The organism is Streptomyces sp. NBC_00252 (genome assembly GCF_036187565.1).
Classification (GTDB): domain Bacteria; phylum Actinomycetota; class Actinomycetes; order Streptomycetales; family Streptomycetaceae; genus Streptomyces.
This window is the reverse complement of the sequence record NZ_CP108087.1, coordinates 3,780,287-3,803,547: the sequence shown is the minus strand read 5'-3', so window position 1 is coordinate 3,803,547 and position 23,261 is coordinate 3,780,287. Positions and strand designations below refer to the sequence as shown.

Annotated in this window: 24 protein-coding genes; 14 read left to right on the top strand and 10 right to left on the bottom strand. The window is 66.1% G+C overall.

What is annotated here, in order from left to right:
• Nucleotides 1-201 precede the first annotated feature (201 nt).
• Both OHT77_RS16345 and OHT77_RS16340 read left to right on the top strand, forming a co-directional pair.
• Nucleotides 202-837, top strand: coding sequence for a hypothetical protein (locus OHT77_RS16345; RefSeq protein WP_328829212.1), 636 nt, complete (start codon nt 202-204; stop codon nt 835-837).
• 275 nt (nt 838-1,112) lie between these two features.
• Nucleotides 1,113-4,421: a type ISP restriction/modification enzyme gene (locus OHT77_RS16340; protein ID WP_328829211.1), complete on the top strand. Its 3,309-nt coding sequence runs from the start codon at nt 1,113-1,115 to the stop codon at nt 4,419-4,421.
• A gap of 475 nt (nt 4,422-4,896) precedes the next feature.
• On the opposite strand, the gene OHT77_RS16335 is transcribed toward OHT77_RS16340, so the two are convergent.
• From OHT77_RS16335 to OHT77_RS16320, 4 genes are all read right to left on the bottom strand, one after another.
• Complete coding sequence (locus OHT77_RS16335) at nt 4,897-5,139, bottom strand: hypothetical protein (protein WP_328829209.1); 243 nt, start codon at nt 5,137-5,139, stop codon at nt 4,897-4,899.
• Nucleotides 5,140-5,281: 142 nt separating this feature from the next.
• A complete protein-coding gene (locus OHT77_RS16330) occupies nt 5,282-6,133 on the bottom strand; it encodes a helix-turn-helix domain-containing protein (RefSeq protein ID WP_328829206.1) in 852 nt (283 codons plus the stop codon).
• A 24-nt stretch (nt 6,134-6,157) separates the two neighbouring features.
• Nucleotides 6,158-6,685 (bottom strand): DUF6879 family protein, encoded by a 528-nt coding sequence (locus tag OHT77_RS16325; RefSeq protein WP_328829204.1) that lies wholly within the window; start codon nt 6,683-6,685, stop codon nt 6,158-6,160.
• Nucleotides 6,657-6,917: a hypothetical protein gene (locus tag OHT77_RS16320; protein ID WP_328829201.1), complete on the bottom strand. Its 261-nt coding sequence runs from the start codon at nt 6,915-6,917 to the stop codon at nt 6,657-6,659. The genes OHT77_RS16325 and OHT77_RS16320 overlap by 29 nt, the downstream gene beginning before the upstream one ends.
• Before the next feature lie 226 nt (nt 6,918-7,143).
• On the opposite strand from OHT77_RS16320, the gene OHT77_RS16315 reads away from it, so the two are divergent.
• Together OHT77_RS16315 and OHT77_RS16310 are read left to right on the top strand one after the other, a co-directional pair.
• Entirely contained in the window at nt 7,144-7,533 is a 390-nt protein-coding gene (locus OHT77_RS16315) for a DUF6415 family natural product biosynthesis protein (protein ID WP_328829199.1), read from the top strand.
• A gap of 181 nt (nt 7,534-7,714) precedes the next feature.
• On the top strand, nt 7,715-7,915 hold the full coding sequence (locus OHT77_RS16310; protein WP_328829198.1) for a hypothetical protein: 201 nt from the start codon (nt 7,715-7,717) through the stop codon (nt 7,913-7,915).
• Nucleotides 7,916-8,048: 133 nt separating this feature from the next.
• On the opposite strand, the gene OHT77_RS16305 is transcribed toward OHT77_RS16310, so the two are convergent.
• From OHT77_RS16305 to OHT77_RS16295, 3 genes are all read right to left on the bottom strand, one after another.
• On the bottom strand, nt 8,049-8,912 hold the full coding sequence (locus OHT77_RS16305) for a nitrilase-related carbon-nitrogen hydrolase (protein ID WP_328829197.1): 864 nt from the start codon (nt 8,910-8,912) through the stop codon (nt 8,049-8,051).
• 446 nt (nt 8,913-9,358) lie between these two features.
• Entirely contained in the window at nt 9,359-10,171 is an 813-nt protein-coding gene (locus OHT77_RS16300) for a hypothetical protein (RefSeq protein WP_328829196.1), read from the bottom strand.
• Nucleotides 10,168-11,013 carry a sigma factor-like helix-turn-helix DNA-binding protein gene (locus OHT77_RS16295; protein ID WP_328829194.1) on the bottom strand — a complete coding sequence of 282 codons (846 nt, stop codon included), beginning with the start codon at nt 11,011-11,013 and terminating at the stop codon, nt 10,168-10,170. The genes OHT77_RS16300 and OHT77_RS16295 overlap by 4 nt, the downstream gene beginning before the upstream one ends.
• A 492-nt stretch (nt 11,014-11,505) precedes the next feature.
• Between OHT77_RS16295 and OHT77_RS16290 the strand changes: the two genes are divergently transcribed.
• From OHT77_RS16290 to OHT77_RS16250, 9 genes are all read left to right on the top strand, one after another.
• Entirely contained in the window at nt 11,506-11,763 is a 258-nt protein-coding gene (locus OHT77_RS16290; protein ID WP_328829192.1) for a DUF6284 family protein, read from the top strand.
• A 35-nt stretch (nt 11,764-11,798) separates the two neighbouring features.
• The gene (locus tag OHT77_RS16285) at nt 11,799-12,056 is read left to right on the top strand and encodes a DUF6303 family protein (RefSeq protein WP_328829191.1); all 258 of its coding nucleotides are present in this window, start codon (nt 11,799-11,801) and stop codon (nt 12,054-12,056) included.
• Nucleotides 12,053-13,063: a DUF2637 domain-containing protein gene (locus OHT77_RS16280; RefSeq protein ID WP_328829189.1), complete on the top strand. Its 1,011-nt coding sequence runs from the start codon at nt 12,053-12,055 to the stop codon at nt 13,061-13,063. The genes OHT77_RS16285 and OHT77_RS16280 overlap by 4 nt, the downstream gene beginning before the upstream one ends.
• A gap of 113 nt (nt 13,064-13,176) precedes the next feature.
• On the top strand, nt 13,177-13,485 hold the full coding sequence (locus OHT77_RS16275) for a hypothetical protein (RefSeq protein WP_328829188.1): 309 nt from the start codon (nt 13,177-13,179) through the stop codon (nt 13,483-13,485).
• 343 nt (nt 13,486-13,828) lie between these two features.
• A complete protein-coding gene (locus tag OHT77_RS16270) occupies nt 13,829-15,673 on the top strand; it encodes a type IV secretory system conjugative DNA transfer family protein (RefSeq protein ID WP_328829186.1) in 1,845 nt (614 codons plus the stop codon).
• Between the two features lie 91 nt (nt 15,674-15,764).
• Nucleotides 15,765-16,619, top strand: coding sequence for a DNA primase (locus tag OHT77_RS16265; protein ID WP_328829185.1), 855 nt, complete (start codon nt 15,765-15,767; stop codon nt 16,617-16,619).
• A 2-nt stretch (nt 16,620-16,621) separates the two neighbouring features.
• Nucleotides 16,622-18,094, top strand: coding sequence for an ATP-binding protein (locus tag OHT77_RS16260; protein ID WP_328834256.1), 1,473 nt, complete (start codon nt 16,622-16,624; stop codon nt 18,092-18,094).
• Between the two features lie 470 nt (nt 18,095-18,564).
• Nucleotides 18,565-18,807 carry a helix-turn-helix transcriptional regulator gene (locus tag OHT77_RS16255; protein ID WP_317773352.1) on the top strand — a complete coding sequence of 81 codons (243 nt, stop codon included), beginning with the start codon at nt 18,565-18,567 and terminating at the stop codon, nt 18,805-18,807.
• Between the two features lie 83 nt (nt 18,808-18,890).
• On the top strand, nt 18,891-20,126 hold the full coding sequence (locus OHT77_RS16250) for a tyrosine-type recombinase/integrase (protein ID WP_328829184.1): 1,236 nt from the start codon (nt 18,891-18,893) through the stop codon (nt 20,124-20,126).
• Between the two features lie 37 nt (nt 20,127-20,163).
• Here OHT77_RS16250 and hisN read toward each other — a convergent pair whose 3' ends face one another.
• The gene (gene hisN, locus OHT77_RS16245; protein ID WP_328829182.1) at nt 20,164-20,964 is read right to left on the bottom strand and encodes a histidinol-phosphatase; all 801 of its coding nucleotides are present in this window, start codon (nt 20,962-20,964) and stop codon (nt 20,164-20,166) included.
• 237 nt (nt 20,965-21,201) lie between these two features.
• Here hisN and OHT77_RS16240 point away from each other — a divergent pair, with 237 nt between their 5' ends.
• The gene (locus OHT77_RS16240) at nt 21,202-21,807 is read left to right on the top strand and encodes a TetR/AcrR family transcriptional regulator (protein WP_328829180.1); all 606 of its coding nucleotides are present in this window, start codon (nt 21,202-21,204) and stop codon (nt 21,805-21,807) included.
• 22 nt (nt 21,808-21,829) lie between these two features.
• Here OHT77_RS16240 and OHT77_RS16235 read toward each other — a convergent pair whose 3' ends face one another.
• A complete protein-coding gene (locus tag OHT77_RS16235) occupies nt 21,830-22,153 on the bottom strand; it encodes a DMT family transporter (RefSeq protein ID WP_266772378.1) in 324 nt (107 codons plus the stop codon).
• Between the two features lie 87 nt (nt 22,154-22,240).
• Nucleotides 22,241-23,251, bottom strand: a complete 1,011-nt coding sequence (gene rsgA / locus OHT77_RS16230; protein WP_328829179.1) for a ribosome small subunit-dependent GTPase A — start codon at nt 23,249-23,251, stop codon at nt 22,241-22,243.
• Nucleotides 23,252-23,261 lie beyond the last annotated feature (10 nt).

Genomic DNA, 23,261 nt, shown 5'->3' with positions numbered 1-23,261 from the left:
ATCACGGAAGAGCACCTGTGGCCGCAGTGGATGGGAAAGTACACACAAGCCACCGAACCAACACGATCCATTCGGTCCCTCGGTTTCGGCCACCAAGAGGCCGGAACGATTACCGTGTATCCGCATACCATGCGTGAGCGTCAAGGCTCCGTCCTGTGCTTCGTCGCGAGAGAGGTCTGCAGAGACTGTAACGGCGGCTGGATGAGCCAGCTTGAGATGAAGACCGAGCGTCTCATCGTGCCCCTCATGCAGGGGAAGCGGGTGCTGTTGGACGAGGGAAAGTGCACCACTCTGGCGACGTGGGCCACGAAGACGGCGTGGGTGAACGAATTCATGGGCCGCCCGGGTCCTGATCCCACTCCGCAGCCGCTCACTACGCCAGCCATGCGCCGCCACCTGATGGACCACTCGACCCCGCCACAGCGGACTCAGGTGTGGATCGCCTACCACCAGGGCCTCTATCACCTCGACATTCGTGCCGCTGAACTGCGTATCAGCCCTTCACCGGATCCAGATGATCCCGAGGTCTACGACGCTCTGTTCACGGCACTGACCGTGGACAAGCTAACTATCCTGGTGTGGACCGCAGAGACAGATCGAGTGATCGCGCCACAGCTCCCCGCCGGCTACTGGCACCCAGTGTGGCCGTTCCAGACGGCGTTCATCTGGCCGTTGCAGCGCACGGTGAACGATCTGGCCATCGATACAGCTCTGACCCGGCACTCCCAACGCCATCCACTTCCGCCTCACCACCGCGTCGTGCAGGGAGAGTTGGAGACAGAGACACGCAGACGCAATGAGCTGCGGGGCCAGCCTTCCCGTGACTCTGCTCCGTGATGCCTCGAAACAGCTCCACCGCGGATCACCTATCTCCAACGGCCGCAGACGCTCACCGCGTGATGATAGAGCCCCTCGGAGACACCACAGGCGGGTGACTTCTTCGTCCCTGAAGTTCCCCCGAGATGCGGAGTGTGTTGACAGAGAGTCAGCTTGAACCACGCGGTGATCTGCCACGGAGCCTCGCAACTCTCGTTCCCCATCCCCTCACGGTTGGAGCGATCTTGCCGCTACAGTACGTATCGCCTGTACCTGTAGCGAAGGGGTGACCTACCGTGGCGACCGCATCGAATTCCCTCCCTGCCGGTTTTGATGCGGCTGTCCAAGCTGCCATTTCAAAGTACGGCGCGATTCTCAAGCCCAAGTTTCATGGACCTGGCGATCCTGAAGATCAGCTTCGCGCACCAACAGAAACCTTGGTTTCGGCGGTGGCGACCGCCATGGGGCTGAATGCCGTTATGCACGGCGAGGTGAGGCTAGTTGACCTAGAGGCGCGGCCGGACTACGGCGTTGATGTAAGCGGAGCGCCTGTGGGGTACATCGAAATCAAGCGTCCAGGGAAGGGGGCGGACCCTACTGTCTTCACTGGGCACAACGGCCGACAGTGGAATAAGCTGAAACTCCTACCGAACGTGCTGTACACGGATGGTAACGAGTGGGCTCTCTACAGAAATGGGAAACGAGTAGGCGAAATAGCCCGACTTAACAAGTCTGTCAGGACGGCGGGTTCCGCCCTCGCTTCTGATGACGGCCTGTTCTCTCAGGTGCTTCGTTCATTTCTTTTGTGGAGTCCCAATCCTCCCCGGACAATTACACAGCTTGTTAAGGCCATTTCTGGCCTCTGTGCGCTTCTCCGGGCTGAGGTTCTGTCCTCGCTCAAACTTGAAAAAGAGGGAGTTGCGTCCCCACTTTTCAGCGTCCTAGCTGACGACTGGCGTGGTTTGCTGTTCCCTGATGCTACCGATGATGCTTTCGCGGACCAGTACGCTCAAACGGTAACATTCGCTCTTCTTCTCGCACGGGTTGAAAAGGTAGATTTCTCCTCCCGGGATGTCTCCGTTATCGCGCGTGAGTTGGGTAAGAAACACAGTCTCATGGGTAAGGCCCTGGCTGTTCTGACTGATGATTCGAATGGCGGTTTGGGTGTTACGCTTGAATCTTTGATCGCAGTTATTGGAGCCGTCGACTGGCAGAAGTTGGATAATGCTTCCGGGGATGCTCACTTGCATCTCTATGAGAGCTTCTTGGCGCAGTATGACTCCAAACTGCGACAGGCCACAGGTTCTTATTACACGCCGCAGGAAGCGGTTTCATTCATGACCGGATTCGTGGATGAAATTCTTAAGAAAAGACTAGGGAAAATTAGTGGCCTGGCTTCAGATGGGATCGTGGTTGCCGACCCTGCCATGGGGACCGGGACTTTCTTGCTCAACATCATCCAAAAAGTAAAAGACGCCATTATTGACGAAGAAGGCCAGGGCGCAGTAGGGCCAAGGCTCAGGACTTTTTCATCTCAGCAGCTAATAGGCTTCGAAAAACAGACCGGTCCCTTTGCTGTCGCTGAACTTCGATTGCATCAGGCCCTACAGGAGATGATTGGGGATGAGCAAACTCCAGAACTCAGGGTTTATGTGGCAGACACGCTTGATAACCCGTATGCCGAGCAGAGTCAACTCGGCGCCCTGTATGAGCCGATTGCGCGGTCTAGGCGGGACGCTAACAAAGTAAAGAGAGAAGAGCCGGTACTTGTTGTAATTGGCAACCCGCCATACAAAGATAAGGCAGGCGGTCAAGGTGGCTGGGTAGAGTCGGGAGATCTGAAGGCGAGTCAGCAGCCGCTACTGAAGGATTTCACCCCTTCCGCTTCGCCGCGAGCCATGGGTGCCCACCTGAAGCATTTGAAAAATCTCTACGTATATTTCTGGCGTTGGGCCACATGGAAAGTGTTTGACGCCCACCCTGAGTTTCCGTCCGGCGTTATCGCTTTCATCACCCCGGGTGGCTATTGCACCGGCCCGGGCTTTGGTGCGATGCGGGAATACTTGCGGCGCGTTGCAGATGAGGCATGGATCGTCAACGTGTCTCCTGAAGGGCATAGGCCGCAAATTTCGACACGATTCTTCGCCGGTGTCCAGGAAGAACTATCTATTGCTTTCTTCGTGCGCTCAGGTGAGGGAGATCCGGAGAATCCTGCTACCGTCCACTATGCTGAGGTCCATGGAAATCGGAGTGAGAAATTCACTGCCCTTGAAGAACTAGGGCTGAATAGCCTTATGTGGACAACATGCACTGACGGATGGCAGGATCCCTTCAGGCCTGCACAGGAAGAGGACTGGACGCGTTATCCCCTTTTGGAAGATCTTATGCCGTGGACGGTTCCGGGTGTTAAGCCCAACCGCACCTGGATCATTAATCCATCCAAAGAAGTTTTGGCGGATCGATGGAAGCTCGTTGTTCGGGCTGAGGGGATCCGCAAATCTGAACTCTTTCGCGAGACTCGCGATTCAAATCTAAAGCGCGCCAAGGAGTCATTGCTAGATTCAGGAACTCGTCTAAGTGCATTTCTCGGTGAGACTGCGATCGACCCGCCGCTTGAGCGTTACGCCTATCGGAGTTTTGATCGGCAATGGATTATTGCTGACCCTCGACTGATGAATGATCCCCGCCCCTCTCTCTGGGCGAGTAGGTCTGAACAGCAAGTCTTCGTAAGTGAGCATCATGCACACGCTATTAAGTCGGGCCCTGGTGTAACCTTCTCGTCCTGGGTTCAGGATATGGATCACTACAAAGGTAGTGAGGGAGGGCGAGTCTTTCCGCTGTACAGGGATGCCGATGCGGGACATCTGAATTTCATGCCCAAGCTAGCCGAGTGTCTCTCGGAGATTATGGGACTCCAGGTGATTCCCGAAGATCTTGTTGCTTACGTGGCAGGGGTGGTGTCACATGCGCATTACACGGAACGATTCGTGGATCAATTGAAGACACCCAAGGTGAGAGTTCCACTCACAAGTGAGCCTGCTATATGGAACGAAGCCGTTCAGTTGGGGCGTCGGGTGATCTGGGCCCATACATTCGGAGAACGCTTCTTCGATGAGAGCGATGGTCGACCGCATAATATCGTCCGGCTGCCTGATGATCGTAGACCTAAAGTTATTCAACAGATTCCCGATGCTGCCGACGATATGCCGGCAGAAATCTCATACGACCCGACGACTGAAACATTGCGAATCGGTCAGGGCGCTGTCAGTCCAGTTCCCCATGCAGTCTGGGAATATAATGTCTCAGGAATGCAAGTGCTTAAGAAGTGGTTCGGCTATCGGAAGCGTGTGCCGGGGGGACGTAAATCTTCGCCCCTGGATGAGGTTTTTACTACCGCGTGGACCTCGCAGTACACGAGCGAACTTCTACAGTTGCTAAATGTGCTGGGCCTAGTTGTTGAACTAGAGGCCGCACAGGCCGAGCTACTCGACAGAGTAATCGCAGGTTCTCAAGTTACCGTTGGCGACCTGAGTGAAAAGAATTTGCTGCCCGTTCCTGATTCTGCTCGCGGCCCTGTGAAGCAAGACGATTCGATGCTCTTCTGAGGCGGGTGGAGCGGGTTTAGTCAGGCGGCCTGCCAGGTCTGAGGTCGAGCATGATCAGGGGGCTGTACTCGGGTCGGTAATTTGGGCAGGTTTCGGATTTTACCGTCATTAGAGAGAGTGGCTCCCTGGCCGGGGAGGTGGCTAAAGCCGCAGAGTCGAACGCCCATCCACGATGAACGCCTTCTCTTGTAGCAGGCGATTGATCGCTGTACGCGGCACGGGCGCCGGCCGGGCTGGAGCGGGGCGGAGACAGGAGTGCAGGCCCGGCCGGGGGCCGGGCCGCGCGCGGGGAGCGGAGCGAGCCGCCTTGAACCAGTAGAGAAAGTTGTAACTCGCTGGGCTGAGAGCCTCTGCGCAGCGACGACTTGAAAGACCGGCCGGACTTCAGGGAGGAAGCGGTACGCAAGATGCCGGGCGCATGGGGCGCCCGGGTCGAACAGACGGCCGTCGGCGAGCTGGCCCGACGGCTCGTAGGTCAGGCATCAGCAGGCTCGGGGTGCCGTACAGCCCGCTTCGCCGCCTGCTCCACCTCATACCGCGACATGGTCACGTCGTCGCGCGTCGCATATGCGGTCACGGCGGCCTGGAAGTCTTCGGCCGCCGTACGCCACGCCTTCCACTGTGCCTCGTACTCCTCACGATCAAGACCGGTGAGTTGTTGACGGGCGTCTTCGGAGGAACGTTCCAGCTTGATCAATTCGTCGGGGATGTCTGCCATGACCTGGATCCTAAGGTGCCGCCGAGACGGACCCGGGGATGCGGCTCGGGGAACGGCAAGGTCTACGGATGCAGGGACGACGGCAAGTGGCAACCGAAGGTTGGATGTAGATCTCGAACACAGAATTGGGCAAAGTCTGGGCTCAGCGCAGGGCTTCGATGGCTTTCACGATCAGAGCGCGGGCGTCCGCGCCGTACACGGCCATGCTGCGCAACCGCTCGAATGCCTTCGAGTACAGGGCGATCTCTGAGGGTTGGGTGACGTTCACTTCGGCGGACACCAGCTCGACGGAGACGTGCTTGTCGTCGTAGAGGTGAAAGGTCTCTTCGGGCCAGTGCGTCCGGCGGATGGTCATGGGGATGACGCCGAGGGAGACGGCTGGGAGGGCGCCGGCGGTGAGGAGGTAGCCGAGTTGCGCTGCCATCGCGTCGGCGTCGGCCACTTGGGAGTGCAGGACGGCCTCCTCGACGACCACGACGAAGCGGTGTCCCTGTTCGTGAATGATGCGGGAGCGTTCGAGCCGAGCGCGCGCGGCCTCTGCACTGTCGTCGATGTCCAGGTCGTGGATGCCTGCGGCGATGCCGAGGACGGCGAGTGCGTAGCCCTCTGTCTGCAGGAGCCCGGGGACGATGCTGGAGGAGTAGATCCGGAAGTTCTGGGTTTCGCGGGATGCCTGCATCCTGCTGTCCTGGATGTGGCGCAGTCCGGCGCGGACCTGGTCGCGCCATTGCCGGTACATCGACTCCGCGTTGATGGACTGCACGACGAGATCCTGCGCTTGTCCGTCCGACCCGGTCGCGGTGCACCACCGTCGGATGTCGTTCGCGGATGGCCCGGTGAGGGCGTTCTCGATGCGTGAGGTCTTGGAGTAGTGCCAGCCGCACGCGGCAGCCAACTGCACGACCGTCAGGCCGGCTTGCTTGCGCAGGTCGCGCAGCCGGTGGGCGACGGCTTCACGTGCGGCCTGGGCAGAGGAGGAGGGCGAGGCGGGCATGGGTTGGCTGCCGGTGCTTTCTGGTCAGTGGATCTGGTACTGGTCGTGCGGGATCGCGCGCGTCCATACGGCCTCGAAGGACTCAGCGCACAGCTTCGCGGCGGCTGGGCCCTCGGAGACCTCGTGGCCGATCATGGCTCCGTCGCCGGAGAAGTAACCCCACCGGATCACCTGGTCGTCGAAGAGCCAGAAGTCGTTGCCCGGTAGGGCGATGTCCGAGGCGCGTCGGCGGGGCAACCAGCGCACCTGTTCCCCGGCGTGCACGTTGACGCCGGTGGAGGCGTGTTCGTAGCGGATGTAGTCCGTGACGGGTTCGGACACGATCCGGGCGCGCCGCACCGCGATGCCGCGCGCCACGGCACGGGAGACCAGGTCCACCCAGGGTGCCCAGTCCGGCGATCCGGGGTCTGTGTCGAGACGGCCGGTCTCCAGCCATGTCCGGAAGTCATCAGCCTCTGCGGCCACCCCGTAGTGGTCTCGCATCTCAAGGTGCACAGCGGAGCGTGTGCACTCGTCCATGAGTTCAGCGATCGTCGGAACGATCGAGGACATCGCACGCCTCCCTGATCATGTGCACCATCCTGGCAGGGACGCGGATCACGGCCTCGTCCACCGGAATACCGACGGCATGACCTGGCACTTCGAACGCGGCGCACTCTGATTCGAGTTGGGGGTCGGGCTTCCATCCTTGGAAGACGAGTTCGCCCTTCTCCTGGTCGACCCATACGGTCGGTGAGTCCCCGGTCTTGGTGTCGGGGTCGATCCCGATGAACCGTAGCGACATGACTGTCTCCATCCATTCGATGTGCAGTTCTTTGCGACACGCTCCGGCAGATGTCGTAGCTGGTCAAGAGGCCGAACTCGCCAAGGAGCAGGGCTGGTTGGCATGACTGCAAAGATCTGCACATTGCTGGCATGGGTGACCATCGCACTCCTAGCTTCGAGAGGCACGACGAGACCCGGCGACCATGCGAACGGCCCCGGGCGTGGCCGACTGGGCAGGGGTCGACATGGCGAACCGCACCACCGCAGCATCCGAAGGTACTGAGCGCGGGCAAGCCGATCGCCCTGACATCACCGTCATGCGCGAGACCGTGCAGATTCTGCTGGACCCAGACGCGGTGGCGCTGCCCCCGACGGCTGACGAACTGGAGACGCTGACGCAGATGATTCGGGGCCACCTGGAGCTGCTTATCCCCGAGGTCGAGCAGTCCGTCAGGCGGTTGAAGAAGGACAGCATCCCCCGATACTGCGCACTTGCCTGCGTAGGCGAGGCGCGGGGAAAACTCCGGGCCGAGCCGATCCGCAGACTCGGCGTAGAAGTCGGCTATGCCCGACGCCTGGCACGCACCCTGAACGCTTTGTGCGACCACTACGAGAACCTCGGCGCGCGCCCGTGACCGCGGCCATCGACGACCCTTCGACGCGCTCCGCCGAGTGCGCAGTGGCCGCCCTGGACGGATACCAGGAACTGCACCACGAATGCCGCCAGACCAAGGACATCCCACTACCCCACGGGGCAGGCCTGGTCCTGGTACGACGCTGCACCTGCCCCTGCCACACACAGATCGCGGGTGCGTCATGACCCTGCGCTTCTGCCGCTACTGCGACGAGCCGATCACCGATCCCGACGACGCAGTTCACCTCTGGCACGAGGAGAGCATGAGCGGACCGGGGCGGGACGTGTGGGCACACCGCGAGCACGCCGACCTCGTCGAGCCGGACACCGCGCTGGTCCGCATCCTCGCGCGTGTGCTGATCGCGGCGTGGAAGACGTCCTGATGCAGAACTACTCCGATTGATAGCGGCCGGTTGGATCTCCCCACTGGCAGACATCAGGGGGGAGAAGATTCGCCGCCGATCGTGACGCCGAGTACCCGGCTAGGGCAGATCGGGGTGAGGCCCACGCCCGTTCTCAGTGTGCGGGGCGCAGGGTGGGGTCGAGGGCGAGGCGGTTGTCGGTGGGGTGGTGGCCTTCGGGGCTGAAGGGTGGGACGGAGGCGGGGAGGCAGTCGGCGATCAGGAGGCAGTCGTGTTGGCGGTCTTCGGGGTCAGCTGCGACCAGGGGCTCGCCGTCGGGGCCCCAGATCCCGGAGTTGCCCTGGTACTGCCAGGCGCCGGCTACGACCTGTTCCCAGCCGCGGCGGTTGGCGTAGGCGACGAACAGCCGCCAGATGCTGGCCATGGCGGGGATGATGTGGCGGGTGGCGTCCTGGTAGGGCACCTGGGTCATCGTCCCGTTGGCCAGGCGGAAGTGGCCATCGGCCGCTGTGGGGCCGAGCACGATCTTCGCTCCCCGCTCGGCAAGGTACTGGTAGAGCGGCGGGAACTCGCACTCGTAGCAGTTGAGGACGCCCACCTTGACATCGTTCAACGACACGACGGGCGGCAGTTCCTGGCCGAAGGAGTAATTGCGCCGCTCAGCTGCCCCGTACAGGTGGGTCTTGCGGTAGTTCGCCACTACTTGCCCGTCTGCAGCGATGACGCTGATGGAGTCGTAGAAGCTGGTGCCGTCGCGCTCGGGGTAGGGCAGGAGTACTGCGAGACCGTTCTCCTTGGCCGCCAGCCGGGCCCGCTCGACCGAAGGGCCCTCGCAGTGTTCTGCCAGTTCTCGGCACTGATCGGGGTCGATGGCGTAGCCGGTGGTGTACTTCTCCGGGAACACCACTACTTGGCAGCCGTAGGCCGCTGCGAGTGCGGTGACCTCGGCCAGTCGCTCCAGGTTCTGCCGTACCGCCTCAGAGCTTCCGACCGGCCCCTGGCCTTGGTACAGGGCCACCCTCAGACCCTCGCCAGGAGCAGGCGGAGTCCGCAGCGCGGAGCGGAACACGACACGAACGGGCTGCGTCTTCAACGAGTGGTCTTTCCGTGATCGGCGATCCGTGCGACCGCCACCCCAGCAAGAACGAGTCGGTACGCTGCCGGACACCCCACCACGCCGATGCGATCACGCATCCTGCCTGGCCATCAGGCCCGAGGCCACTACGTCACCGCCGGGGGAGGAACCCTGGCAACGCAGCGCGGCCACCAGGCCGGCACCGAGGCGGTACCCATCGCGCGAGGGGCGTGTCCCGCAGCAGAACGTCACATCGGGAATGGCCGTCCACGGGGAATATCCGATGCCCGCTGTCATCCGATGACACGGCTCTGCCAACGGTCAGACAATTCGTGATCGTCCACATCAGTCATTGATGTCGGAACGTCGTGCATTTTTCGTTGGTCAAGTCACCATTGGCAGTAGGCCACTGCGGCGTCATCCCCAGACTTGTACCGCGGCCACCGGCGTCCAGTGGGGTCCATGGCCTCAACCCTGCGTACGGTGTCGATCAGTTCACGGGGACCCCCCGCCCGGAGCGTGGCGAACGCTTCCGACCAGGTCACCATCTCGTACTCGCTCACGAGCCTTGATACGCCATCAGACATCACGGCAGCAGCATGCACTCCTCCGAGTGATGTAGTGCCGGTCAGGGTGTGCTCTGCTGCTTCTGGATCCGCCGCAGCCACCCAGTACCCCTCTGCCGTGTTGCGTACTTGCCGCTGCGCGAGCACGAATCGTTGCACGGCCTCCCTGTGCTCTGAGGTGTGAGTCTCGTACCGCTCAACCTCAGCTCTCATCTCGGGCAGGATGTCGTCCACCCGGAGATCAGTGATCACCGAATACCCCTGCGGCCCCTCAAGCACGATGGGAGAGTCTGCGAGGACGAGATGGTCCAGGACGCTGTCTCGATGCCGCAAGACCGCGACCGTGGCGGACGGCGTCCCCGGATTCTTGAGATCGCACTCGGGATGCAGCCCTGCAACACGTTCGAGAGCATCCGCCAAACCGTCTGAGAGTTGGCGGTCCGGGTCTGCGAGGGCCGCAACAAGCTGACCGCCGAGGTGCGCGACGTACCACGGGACGCCGTGCCGGCATCCCGTGCTGAGGCCTGCCGTACTGAGTCCGTCCAGCACGACAGCGAGCGTGGGCGTTCCTGCCACCCAGTCCTCATTGGGGTTGGCTCCCCCCGGCTGTGTGTCCATACAGACGCGCATGATCATCCCTCGTGTCGGTACAGCGGGGTGACGCGGCGGCTCTCCAGTACGTCGAGCGTCTTTGGGTCGTAGCGACAGGAAATGAGCGTCGAGAACCGGCGGGTGCGAACCTCCCGGTACAGCTCGGCGAGGTTGTTCTCCAGGTAGTGCACGACCCCGTTGGCGCCTATGGCGTGGATTCCGGCGATGTACAGGAACGTGCCACGGCCGTCCAGTCGGGGGAGTCGGCCCAGGTAGCCGAAGTCGCCGGCGGAGCCGTCTTCATCCATCGGCGATCGGTACTCCTTGCCGGCCTTCTGGTCCACCAGGTGCCAGGCTCGGTCTTTCTCGAAGCGCAGGTTGTCGTCCCCTTCGAGCACCTGGGCGACGATGGGCGACAGCCGCGGTCCACAGACGACCACGTGGTTGTCGCGGTTGAGGTTGACGATTCCCGTCGTCGGGATCACCTCGTACTCGGCCTCAAGCTTCATCCCGCCCAGCAGCTTGCGCAGGTGGTCGAAGTTTTTGAGGTCTTCCCTGGTCACAACCTCACTCGGGTTCTGGTCAGGGCCCTTGCCCGCCTCGGGCTTGCCACCGAGCGACACCGTCACCAGGTTTGTGCCGAAGAACGCGCGCTCCGGGGGCGGCCCGGCAGACGCCAGCTGCCCTACGCGACCTCGGCTCACCCCGAGTTGCGTGGCGATTTCGGTCTGAGTCATGCCGGACGCCTGCGCTTCTTCGATGGCCTCGCGGCGGATGCGGGACAGCTCAAGCACCCATCCCTGATAGGTCGCCATCAGGTCGATCGCTGCTTTGGCCCGGTCGACCGGGGCCGCGATCTCAGAGACCCGCTTCATGTCGTCGTGCACAGCTCTCCACTCCTCGTCTAGGGGGGCTAGCGAACTCTATCGCTAGAGGGGGTTGCGCGCACCCCTCCCGTTTGCTTACGGTACCTATCAGGAAAGAGCGCAACCCCCCCTAAGCAACGTAGGGAGGATGCGTCACGCCTGCTTGACCTGCAAGAACAGCACACTCAGGAGCCCCGCGTTGGACGGGGGGAGGGCACCGGACAGTCGTCTGCCTCACGGCAGGCGATCCCTTGGCAGTCCGGATGGCAGACCGAAAGGTCAGGTCTCTGCCTACAACGGGGCCCTAGCGGGCTGTACCTGATCCGGCAGCCGCGTCCCCGAAAGAGACCACTCATCCACCGCAGTTCTCTGCGGCCGGTTGCCTCCGCTGCTCGTCTCGCACGAGCGGCGCTGAGGGGAGCCGGAAACCCGACTTCAACGGCGCGCGGCCCCGGTGCGCGAACACCGGGACCGCTGTTCGGGCCGTTCACCTGTGGAAGGACACACGACCCAATGGACCACATCGTCACTCTTCAAGATGCTGTTACCGCGTTCGTCGACTTCATGGACCCGACGGACGCCGAGCTGGACGCCATCGAGCTGGAGATGCCCGCGATCCTCGCGGACGTCGACCTGCTGGACGCACAGATCATCACCATGAACCGCACCCCCACCGAGCTGGACGTGCGGCGTATCCGCCGGGCCCGCCGCCGACTGCTGACCGCGCTGGCGGGCCAGGCCGCGACCGTGCACCGGGGCGGTGCGGCGTGAACGGACAAAACGACGTGCGGGAGTTCACTGCGCAGATGTCCGTCCGCGCCGGCCACTGGCGCCTGTACGTGGCCTTGATGAACACCACCGAGCGGTGGCCCGACTATCGGTTCACGCGCACCGTCCCGACGTTCACGGATCGTACGGACGCGCTCAGCGTGCTCGGCTTCGAGCCGGTACCGGGCGCCGAGTGGGAGTGGACCGAGGACAGCGAGACCCCCGACGACCCCGCCTCCCCGGTCGTACTGATCGCGGCGATCCGGGTGCGTTCATGGTCGGAGGTGGGGGCGTGAACGCCGCTCACATCCGTTCAGCGGAGCGGGCGTTGTCGGTCGGCACGTGGCTGATCGTGGCGGGCGCGATGCTCTACTCGATCCTCACCGTCACCCCGCTCGCCTCCGCCCACACCCCCGCCCAGTGGGCCTGGACCGCGCCCATCCTGCCCCTGGTGGTGGATGCGGCCGTGGTCATCGTGGTCCGCCTGGACGCGGTGCTCGCCCGGCTCGGGGGCAACGGCGGACGGTGGCCCATCGCGCTGCGGTGGATGACCGGCTGCATGACCCTCGCCCTCAACGTCGCCGACTCCGCGCTCAAGAACGACCTGGTGGGCGTGGCCGTGCACGCGGTCGCCCCGCTGCTGCTGATCGTCACGGCGGAGACCGGACTCGCCTACCGGCGCGCGATCACAGCCGCCGTGCTGGCGCTGGAAGCCAAGCAGCAAGCGGAGCGGGAAGCCCGTGAACGGGCTGCGATCGAGCGACGTGACGAGGCTGCGCGGCGGGCTCGTGAGGAACGCGAGCACGCGGCGGAACTCGCTCGTGAACAGCGTGAACATGAGGCCCGCATGGCTCGTGAACAGGCCGAGCGGGAGGCCGCCGCGCGGCGTGAGGAACGCGAGCGGGAAGAGGCCCGGGAGCGTGCCGAGTGCGAGCAGCGTGAACGCGCCGACCGTGAGCGTGAACAGCGTGAGCGGGAGCGTGAACGCCGTGAACGTGAAGCCGCCGAACGCGCGGAACGCGAGCAGCGCGAGCGCGCTGAGCGGGAGCGTCGTGAACAGAACGAGCGGGAGGAGCGGGCAGCGCGTGAACGCGCCGCGCTGCTGTCCGCCGGTCCTGCCACGGAGAAGCTGTCCGAGGACGACGCCCGCGCGATCGTGGCCGCCGCTCACGCGGAGGGCATGTCGGTGCGCACGGCTGCGGAGTTGTGCGGTTGGTCGGTGGGCTGGGTCTCGACCCGCTACGCCGAACTGCGCGGCCAGGTCAACGGCGTACCGGTCGACCTCACCGGCACGGGCCGCTGATGACCACCGCGCACGCGAGCGCGTCGCTTCCTGTGTACCGGTGGCGTCTCGCCCGCATTGCTCGGCACCTGCGTGCCGTGCGCCGACTCCAACTGACCTGAGGGAGAGCCCTGATGGCACATCGTGACCCGCCGGGGATCATCGCCCCGCACATTCCCGCCGACGCCTACCGCCGTGCCGAAGCCACCGGGCAGCCGGTCGTCGTCATCGTCCACACCACCGACCACGCCGGGCACCCCCTGGGCCACTACCTGTTCCCGATCGTCATCGCCGGAGCCGCCGCCATGGGCTGCTGGGGACTGGTCGCCGCCCTGTGCGCGCTGCTCGACACCGCCGCCCACGCGGTCACCGTCATCGCCCAGACCACCGGCCCCATCGGCGTCGGTGGCGTCACGCTCAAGCTGGTCCGCCCCAAGCACTGAACGGCTTCCGCCCGAACCTGAAACGGGCGGAAGCCGCAGGCGGCCCGCAGAAGGCCCGACCCCCGCGTATGTGGGTGCACATCCCCCGGTCTGTGAACGGCCGTTGAGGGCCCCGCGAGGGGGTTGCACGGCCCCATTTTCCGCTGCTCTACGCGCGCGTGCGCGTAGGACCCCCACCCCTCCCCACTGCTCAACTCTGCAACATCGCAGGTCAGATGTGGTTGCAGGGGGTTCAACCGGTGCTGTCGACGCAACCGACAGCCTCGCCCCCTGCAACCCGGCGGGCCGGTGCCGCCACGCGACGGCGCACCGGCCCTCATCCACGGTCTTGGAGGACCCTTTCGTGGACTGGAAGCAAGCATGGTCGACCACCGCCAACACCACCACTACGGCTCTCGATTCACTCGCCCCGGTGTGTGCTCCGTTCGCGGCCCGCTGGGACCTTGAAGCCGAGCGGCGCACCAAGCTGCGTACCCCCGAGCATTTGAAGTCGCTGATGGCCGCGCAGAAGGAACACAACGCCGCGCGCTCCACGCACGCCACCGCCAAGTCGCAGCAACACGCCGCGCGCGCCGCGTCGAACAACCCGTTCGCGGCCGGCCGCCGAGCTGCCCGCGTCGCGGCCAAGGCAGCCCTGAGCCACGAGCGCGACACCCGCGCCAAGCTCAAGGCCGCGCGGGTGAACTACCCCACCACCCTCAAGGCCCGCGCGATCCAAACGCATTCGATGCACGCCGTGCCCAGCTCGATCGCGTCCGCGCTCCTGTCCACCGCGCACCTCACCCTCTGGCCGGCCGCCACCTCGGCCGTGCTGATCGGGGCGAACGTCGCCGCGCTCGCACTCGGTCGGCGCAAGCTGCGCGTGCCGGTGGACGAGTCGGTCTCGGTCGAAGAGCGTCAGCTCATGGAACGCCTCGACCCGTCGTACTGGGTGGAGCACGCTCCGGACCGTGGTCTGTCGGGCACGGTCACCACGCCTCCCGCGATGGAGCCGGGCGGCATCCGCTGTGAGATCCGGCTGGACGGGACGTGGACGGTCAAGACGCTCGCGGACAAGGCCGACTCCGTTCGTGCGCTGCTCGGTGCCCGCACCGCGCTGCGCGTCCGGATCACCTCCGCCTCCCGGGGCGGCTGGGCCGTTCTGAGTCTGGCGACCCGTTCGGCAGCCGCGGGCGTCCCCTCGCTGTGGACTGCGGACCGTATCCCGTCCGACCCGCTGATGATGAACCTCGGTCTGGACACCGAGACCGGGGATGAGGTCCTGATCCCGTTCGACGAGCGGCTGTTGGTGTCCGGCGCGTCCGGTACCGGCAAGTCCTGGTCGTTCCGCCCCCTCATGGCCACCGCCCACCTGCGCGGCGACCTGCTCCTGATCGACGGCAAGGGCGAAGAGGCCAACATCTGGGAACCGGTCTGCCGCGTCGCCGTGGAACGCGACGACATCACCGACGCCGTGGACGAGGCGCACGCGGAGATGACCCGCCGCAAGACCGACATGAAGCAGCGCGGCATCAGCGTGTGGGACGGCCGGCAGCTCACCGTCGTCGTCGACGAAGGACAGGTGATCCTCGCCTTGATCACCAAGGACAAGGACCGGCTGCAACGCCTGATCGAACTGTCCTCACTCGGCCGCTCGCGCGGCGTCGTCCTGTGGTGGGCCACCCAGTACCCGCTCACCGACGGCGGAGCGCCGGGCGTGCACAAGCTGATCGCACCCAACCTCCTCACCCGGTTCTCGCTCCGGGTGGCCGGCACGACACAGGCACAGGTCGCACTCGACGACTGCGCACACTACGCACCCCACCAGATCCCCGACGGCCGCGAATACCGAGGCCACGGCTACCTCAAGGGCTACGGACCGCGCATGCTGCGCACCTGGACCCTCGACGACGCAGGCGTACGCGCCCTGCCCACATCGATCTGGGCTCCTGCGCAGACGTCGGGCGGCTCGTCGCCGCGCACGCCGCTGCACCTGGTCAAGAACACGCCCGCACCCGCCGGGGCGGCAACCAACCGGGACAAGGTGCTCGCCGCCGTGCAGTCCGGGGCCCGCACCGCCAAGGACGTGGCCGACACGACCGGCCTCAACAAGGGCACCGTCTCCCGCGAGATCAAGACCCTCACCGCAAGCGGAGCCCTGCACCGCACCCCCGACGGCAGGCTCCTGCCCGGCCGGCAAGCGGCCTGAGCACTCCCGCGAACGACAAGGGCGGCCCCGTCTCGCCAAAGCCGGGCCGCCCTTGTCTCCAGTCCTCAACAGACCTGCGGAGGTCTCCAGCATGACCCAACCGACCCTCCTTCGGGGAGAGCACCTGCAAACCGCTCTCGACCTGGCCGCCTCCGGCCTGCCCCCGCTGCCCCTACGAGCCGGGAAGGTACCGTTCGGCAACTGCCGCCGCTGCGCCAACAACGCCTGTGGCGGCCGACCCAACATGAAGACCCCGGGCCCGTGCGCCTGCCCTGGCGTCTGCCACGCGTGGGCCGCCGCGACCACCGACCCACACGTCATCACCTCCGGCCCCTGGCGCCGCGCCTGGCTGCGAGCCGAAGCGGTCGCCTACCATCCGGGTGGGGCGGGGCTGACGGCCGTGGACCTGGACAACGCCGACGCGATCGCGTGGGCCCGCGAGAACCTGCCGCCCACACACGTCGTGCCCACCACCCGGGGAGAACACTGGCTCTACCTCGGTGCGATGCAGTCCGCCAACGCCGTACGCCCCGGCGTGGACATCAAGTCGACCATGGCCTACGCCCGCTGGCTCGGATTCGGCACCGGCACGATGACCGCCCTGCCGGACGCCGTACGCGCGCTCATCGTGAAGAAGCCCACCGCAGTCCGACCGACGGCCGTCACCGTGCCCGCCCTTGCCGGGGGCGGGAAGTGCCCGCACCGCACACCGACCTACTTGGACCGTGGCATCGCCATGGCGGAACAGCAGATCACCAACGCCCGGGAGGCGGTGCACGCGACCGTCTACCGGACGTTCCTCGCGGTGCTGTCCACGCACGGGCGGTGCGGCTGCCTCACCGAGGTGTACGTCGCCCGGTTGTTCACCGCTGCGCAGGCCAAGGGCGAATCGCTCCGGCACTGCACGGACGCGTGGACCAACGCCCGCACAACGTTGGGACTGTGACCATGTCCGAGGACGAGAAGACCCCGGCCCGCGAGGTCATCACCGACTACGCGCAGTCCCATTTCCGGTACTTCCGTACGCCTGATGGGACCGTGTACGCGCAGAAGAACGGCCAGCCCATCGCCCGCCCGATCCGCTCCCAGGGCACCACGGGAAGCCACCGGCAGGAACTCATGGTCGGCCTCTACCGCGACGGACGCGGCGCGTTCAACGGGTCGGCCCTGAAAGAGGCGTTGGACCTGATCGAAGCGCTCGCGCTGACCGAGGACGTCCAGCCCGTGCACATCCGCGTCGCCCCCGGATTCGACGGAGCGACCTGGTTGGACCTGGGCCGCGACGACGGGCAGTCCGTACGTATCCACCCCACCGGGTGGGACATCCTCATCCCCGACCCGCGTGAGGTGTGCTGGCGACGGACCCAGCTCACCGGGGAACTCCCCCTGCCCGTCAAGGACACCAACGGCAAGGGCATCGACCTGCTGATGCGGCTGTGCAACTTCGCCAACGCGGAAACAGAGTGCCTGGCCATCGCTTGGCTGATCGGCTGCCTCGGACCGTCCGTCCCGGTGCCCGCGCCGTTTCTCACTGGCCCTCAGGGTGCAGGTAAGTCGACCGGCGGGCGGATGCTGGTCCGGATCATCGAGGGTATGAGCGGGGACCTGCGCCGGGCTCCGAAGGATGAAGAGAATCTGATCGCGGCCGTAGCGGCGGGATGGGTCACCGCGCTGGACAACCTCTCGCACATGACGCCCGACCTGTCGGACGCGATGTGCTGCATCGTCACCGGGGCAGAGAGCGTCAAGCGTGCCCTGTTCACCGATGGGGACGTGTTCCGTGTCGGCTACCGCCGGCCGCTGCTGCTGACCGGGATCGACGTCGGCGTCATCCGGCCCGACCTCGCCGAACGGCTCCTACCTCTGCGCCTGGAGCGGCCTAGCATCCGGCGCACCGAGGCCGAGCTGTGGACGGACTACGCGGAGGTTCTGCCCATCGTCCTCGGGTCGCTGCTCGACCTCGCGGTCAAGGTCCGGGCGGTGGACGCGGAGACCCCCACCGACCTGCGGATGGCGGACTTCGCCCACCTGTGCGCGCAGTTCGACGCTGCGACCGGCCTGGGGGCGCTGCCCGCGTACCGGGCCAGTCTGGACGACCTGAACGACGACGTGATCGAGGGCGACCTGTTGGCGCAGACCGTCCTCAAGCACGCCGAGACCATCGAGCCGGGCGGCGCGCAGCGGATGACGTCCACGGAATGGCTGTCCTGCCTCAGCCGCCTCTACAGCGGCGACGACGGCCGTCCCCTGCCCAAGGGATGGCCGACCACGGGCAAAGTCCTCTCCGACCGCCTCAAGCGCCTCCAACCCACCCTGGCCGCCCGGGGTGTCCTCATCGACTCGGGCCGCACCAGCACGGGCCGATATCTCGAAATGACCCGCCCCGCCGCCCCGTCCCCACACCAGCAGCGGATGCTCTGACGCGCACGCTCACCCGGACAAGCAAGAGGAGCACCACCGCGCGGGGCGTGCTCCTCTTGCTGTTCGGCGCTGCGCGCCGCCCCAGGGACGCGCCGCGCAGCGGCTCCTTCTTCACGCGCTGAGCAGCACCGCACTACGACAGACACCCCCTCTCCTTGTCCTAAGAGGGAAGACGCTGCGTCATCTGCGTCATGCCAGCTGAAAAATGGCACCTGACCTGCGGCTACAGCCATGACGCAGACGGCCGTGCCTGCGTCATCCTGCGTCATCTGCGTCATGGGCTGCGTCACGGATGACGCAGCCCATGACGCACCAATGACGCACCTCGACACCGCCGCGTCACCCAAAGTCGCAGGTCAGGCGCCTGAATGACGCTGCTGACGCAATGACGCAGAAATCCATACCTCGGACAGACGTGAACTCCCGCCCCCCCCAAGCCAGTACGACGTGACTCAACTTCCGAGGACCAAATGAGCCGAACGTCCGCTCAACCCGACCTCCGCGCCACGCTCCGGGGCGGCCTCCCGGATCGGTACCTCACCCCCGACGACATCGCCGAGATGTTCGAGGTGCCCAAAGAGACCGTCTACCAGTGGCGCAAGAAGAACACCGGGCCGCCCAGCTTCCGCATCGGCAAGTACGTCCGCTACGACCCCGCCGACGTTCGCGCTTACGTCACTCAACGCAAGACCGACGACCGCACCGCCGCCTGACATAGCCCCAATCGCGCAGCTCAACACCCCAGGGAGGGCCCCCGTGGCCCTCCCTTCCCATGTCCAGAAGGGACCGCCATCACATGGCAGGCCACATCCAAGACCGCTGGTACAAGACCGAAACCGATGCCCACGGCAAGACCGTCCGACTCAAGTCCGACCGCCACGGAACCGGCCTGCGCTACCGCGCCCGCTACGTCGGCCCCGACGGCGCCGAGAAGTCCAAGAGCTTCCCCGACGGACAGAAGCGCGTCGCCGAGAAGTGGCTGTCTCAGATCGAGGCGGACATGACGCGCGGTCAGTACATCGACCCGCGCGCCGGGCGCCTGACGGTACGGCAGCACGCGGAACGGTGGCTGGCGTCGCTGACTATCGACCCCGGCACCTTCGTGAGCACAGAGCAGCGCGTGCGCCTGCACGTAGTGCCGCACTTGGGCAGTCGGTCGCTCGACTCGCTGAAGCCGATTCACGTTCGTGAGTGGCTGCGGAAGCTTCAGGATGGAGGGGTGGCGCCCGCCTATCAGCGGGTGATCTTCGCCAACCTCAATGCGATGTTGGGGGCGGCCGTCGACGACCGCCTGATCTCGCACAACCCGTGCCGTTCATCGTCGGTGAAAGCGCCCAAGCTGGAACCCCGCCGGATCGTGCCGTGGCGCCCTGAGCGTGTGCTCGCCATGCGCTCGGCACTGCCGGCGCGGTACCGGGGGATGGTGGACCTGGCCGGCGGGTGCGGCATGCGGCAGGGCGAAGTGCTCGGTCTGGCCGTTGACGATGTGGACTTCGTGGAAGGGGTCGTGCACGTCGTGCGACAGGTCAAGCTCATCGCTGGCAAGCAGGTGTTCGCCCTGCCCAAGGGCGGCAAGACGCGCACTGTCCCGCTGCCTGAGAGCGTCGCGCGGTCGCTTGAGGGCCACATCGCGAAGCATCCGCCCACGGCCGTATCGCTGCCGTGGCGGTCGGTCGACGGGCCGCCGGTGACCGCCTCTCTGCTGTTCACCAACGTTGGAGAGCACGCGATCAATCGCGTCGTCTTCAACCGCCTAGCGTGGTGCCCCGCCCTCGACACCGTGGGCGTCCCGCGCGGCAGGGAGAACGGCATGCACGCGCTGAGGCACTTCTACGCGTCCGTTCTGCTGGACGCCGGCGAGAACATCAAGGCTCTGTCCGAGTACCTGGGACATCACGACCCGGGCTTCACGCTGCGGACGTACACGCACCTGATGCCGAGCAGCGAGAAGCGCACGCGGGAGGCGGTGAACGGCGTGTTCGAGGACGGCCCGAAGGTGGATGACGGCCCCACCACGGCCCAGGGGTCTTAGAGGAGGGGGAAAGGACCAGGTCAGGCCGCAAGCCAGGTCAGTAGCGCATGTTGAGATACCCCAGGAACTCGTCGTGCAGGATGCCGTTCGACGCGGCCGCGTTGCCGCTGTGGGGGCCCGGGCGGCCGTCGAGGCCGGTGAAGGTGCCGCCTGCCTCGGTGACGATGATCGCGGTGGCCGCCATGTCCCAGAGGCTGAGTTCCGGTTCGGCGCAGATGTCGACCGCGCCCTCGGCGACCATCATGTAGGGCCAGAAGTCGCCGTACGCGCGCGTGCGCCACACCTCGCGGCTCAGGTCCAGGAAGCCGCCCAGGCGGCCCTGGTCCTCCCAGCCGGTGAGCGAGGAGTACGCGAAGGACGCGTCCTTCAGTTTCGAGACCTGGGAGACCCGGAGCCGGGACGCGGAGGAGAGGCTGCGGCCGGTGTAGGCGCCATGGCCCTTCGCGGCCCACCAGCGGCGGCCGAGCGCGGGCGCGGAGACCAGGCCGACGACCGGCTGGAAACCGCCCTCCGCCGCCTCCATCAGGGAGATCAGCGTGGCCCAGACCGGCACGCCGCGTACGTAGTTCTTGGTGCCGTCGATCGGGTCGATCACCCAGCGGCGCGGGCCGGTGCCCTCGATGCCGTACTCCTCGCCGAGGACCGCGTCCCGCGGGCGGGCGCGCTGCAGATGGCCGCGGATCAGCTCCTCGGCCGCCTTGTCCGCCTCGGTGACCGGAGTCATGTCCGGCTTGGTCTCGACCTTGAGATCGAGCGCCTTGAAGCGCGCGGTCGTCGCCGCGTCGGCGGCGTCCGCGAGGACGTGGGCGAGGCGCAGGTCATCGTGATAGTCGGCCATGCGTGAACCGTATCTTCAGGGGTCGCGCCGGGGCTACAGGGTCCGGTGGGCGAAACGTGAGGTGGGGGACCTCCGGGGAGACGGCCGGAACGGCGCCGCGTGATCGTCGTGGCGACACCGTCCGGTGAACTCCCGCGCGCGCCGGCCGAAGTGCGCCCCCCGGCACCGCCGCGACCCCTTGACACTGCCCCCGTGCGCGTCAAATCTGGGCGCAGAGCCGCTCGCCCCGGGAGGCGAATGATGCCTGCAGCGCGGGAATCCCTGCTGGACGCCGCCTACACGGCGCTGGCGCGACGGTCGTGGTCCACCGTACGGATGGTGGACGTGGCCGCTGCCGCCGGAGTGTCCCGGCAGACGCTGTACAACGAGTTCGGCAGCAAGGAGGGGCTCGCGCGGGCGCTGGTCCGACGGGAGGCCGACGGCTATCTCGTCGGCGTCGAGCGGGCGCTCGGCAGCCACAGCGACGCCCGCGAGCGGCTGACCGCGACCGCCGAGTGGACCGCGTCGGCGGCCCGGGAGAACGCGCTGATACGGGCGATGCTCACCGGCTGCTGGAGCGAACGGCTGCCCTCGCCGACCCTGTCCGCGGTGCCGTCCTCCTCCGCCGTACCCGCCCAGCGCCGGGCCGACGGGCCGCTGCCCTCACCCGGTGACTTCGTGGCCGTCGTCCGCGACCGTGCCGTCGCCGCGCTGACCGGACCCGGGGCCGCCAAGCCGGACACCGCCGACCTGGCCCGCTCCTGCGAACTCGTCGTACGGCTGGCGCTGTCCTGTGTGGCGGCACCGCCGGGGGAGGGCGGGGTCGGCGAACTCGTCCGCAGCGCGCTGGACCTGACCCCATAGGTGCTGGATCCGACCAATAGGTTCAGTGCGCGGAACCGGACAGCTGGAGTCCGATGACCCCGATGATGACGAAGCTGATCGACACGATCTTCAGGGTCGACACCAGGTCGCCGAGGAAGACCATGCCGTAGATCGCGGTGCCGGCCGCGCCGATGCCGGTCCACACGGCGTAGGCGGGGCCCACGTCGAGCTTCCGCAGGGAGAGGGTGAGCAGGCCGAAGCTGCCCAGGGCGAAGGAGCAGAAGGCGACCGTCGGCCACAGGCGCGTGAAGCCGTGGGACAGCTTCAGGCACACGGCGAACCCGGTCTCCAGAATTCCGGCCACGACAACCAGCAGCCACGCCATTGTGCTGTCCTCCCGTTTGTCCGGCTCGGTGCGATTATGCACTTACCGAACTTGAGTCCCCACAAACACGCGGTGGTCGGTCGGTGATCAGTCGCCTTCGGTCCGCTCGCGGGTGGCCAGCAGCCGCCGTAGCGAATAGAGCCGCTGCGGGTCCGCGTGGCCGTCGGCCACCCACTGGTCCAGGGCGCAGTCCGGCTCGTCGTGGCTGCACGCGCGCGGGCAGTCGGCCGTGCCGGGCTCCAGGTCGGGGAAGGCCTTGATGACCCGGGACGGGTCCACGTGGTGCAGGCCGAAGGAACGCACGCCCGGGGTGTCGACGACCCAGCCCGAGTCGTCCGGCAGCGGGATCATGCGCGCCGAGGTGGTGGTGTGCCGGCCGCGGCCGGTGACGGCGTTGACGATGCCGGTGCTGCGCCGCCGCTCCAGCGAGACCAGCGCGTTCACCAGGGTCGTCTTGCCGACGCCGGAGTGGCCGACGAACGCGGTGATCTTGCCGTCGAGCTGCTTGCGGACCCGCTCCACGGCGGTGCCGTTCTCCAGCTCCTCGCGGCTCGTGACGACATACGGGACGCCCAACGCGCCGTACATCTCCAGGAGTTCGTCCGGTGGGGCGAGGTCCGACTTGGTCAGCACGAGCAGCGGGTCGAGGCCGCCGTCGTAGGCCGCGACCAGGCAGCGGTCGATCAGGCGGGGGCGCGGCTCGGGGTCGGCGAGCGCGGTGACGATGGCCAGTTGGTCGGCGTTGGCGACGACCACGCGCTCGTACGGGTCGTCGTCGTCGGCCGTGCGGCGCAGCACCGAGGTGCGCGGCTCGATGCGGATGACGCGGGCGAGGGTGTCCTTGTCGCCGGAGAGGTCGCCGATGATGCCGACGCGGTCACCGACCACCGCGGCCTTCCGGCCCAGTTCGCGGGCCTTGACCGCCATCACGACCCGGTCCTCGACCAGACACGTCAGCCGGCCCCGGTCGACGGTGACGACCATGCCCTCGACCGCCTCCTCGTGCTTGGGGCGGATGTTGGTGCGCGGCCGGTTGCCCTTGCGGTTCGGGCGCTGGCGGATGTCGTCCTCGTCGGTGTTCTTGCCGTAGCGACGCATGGCGTGTGTC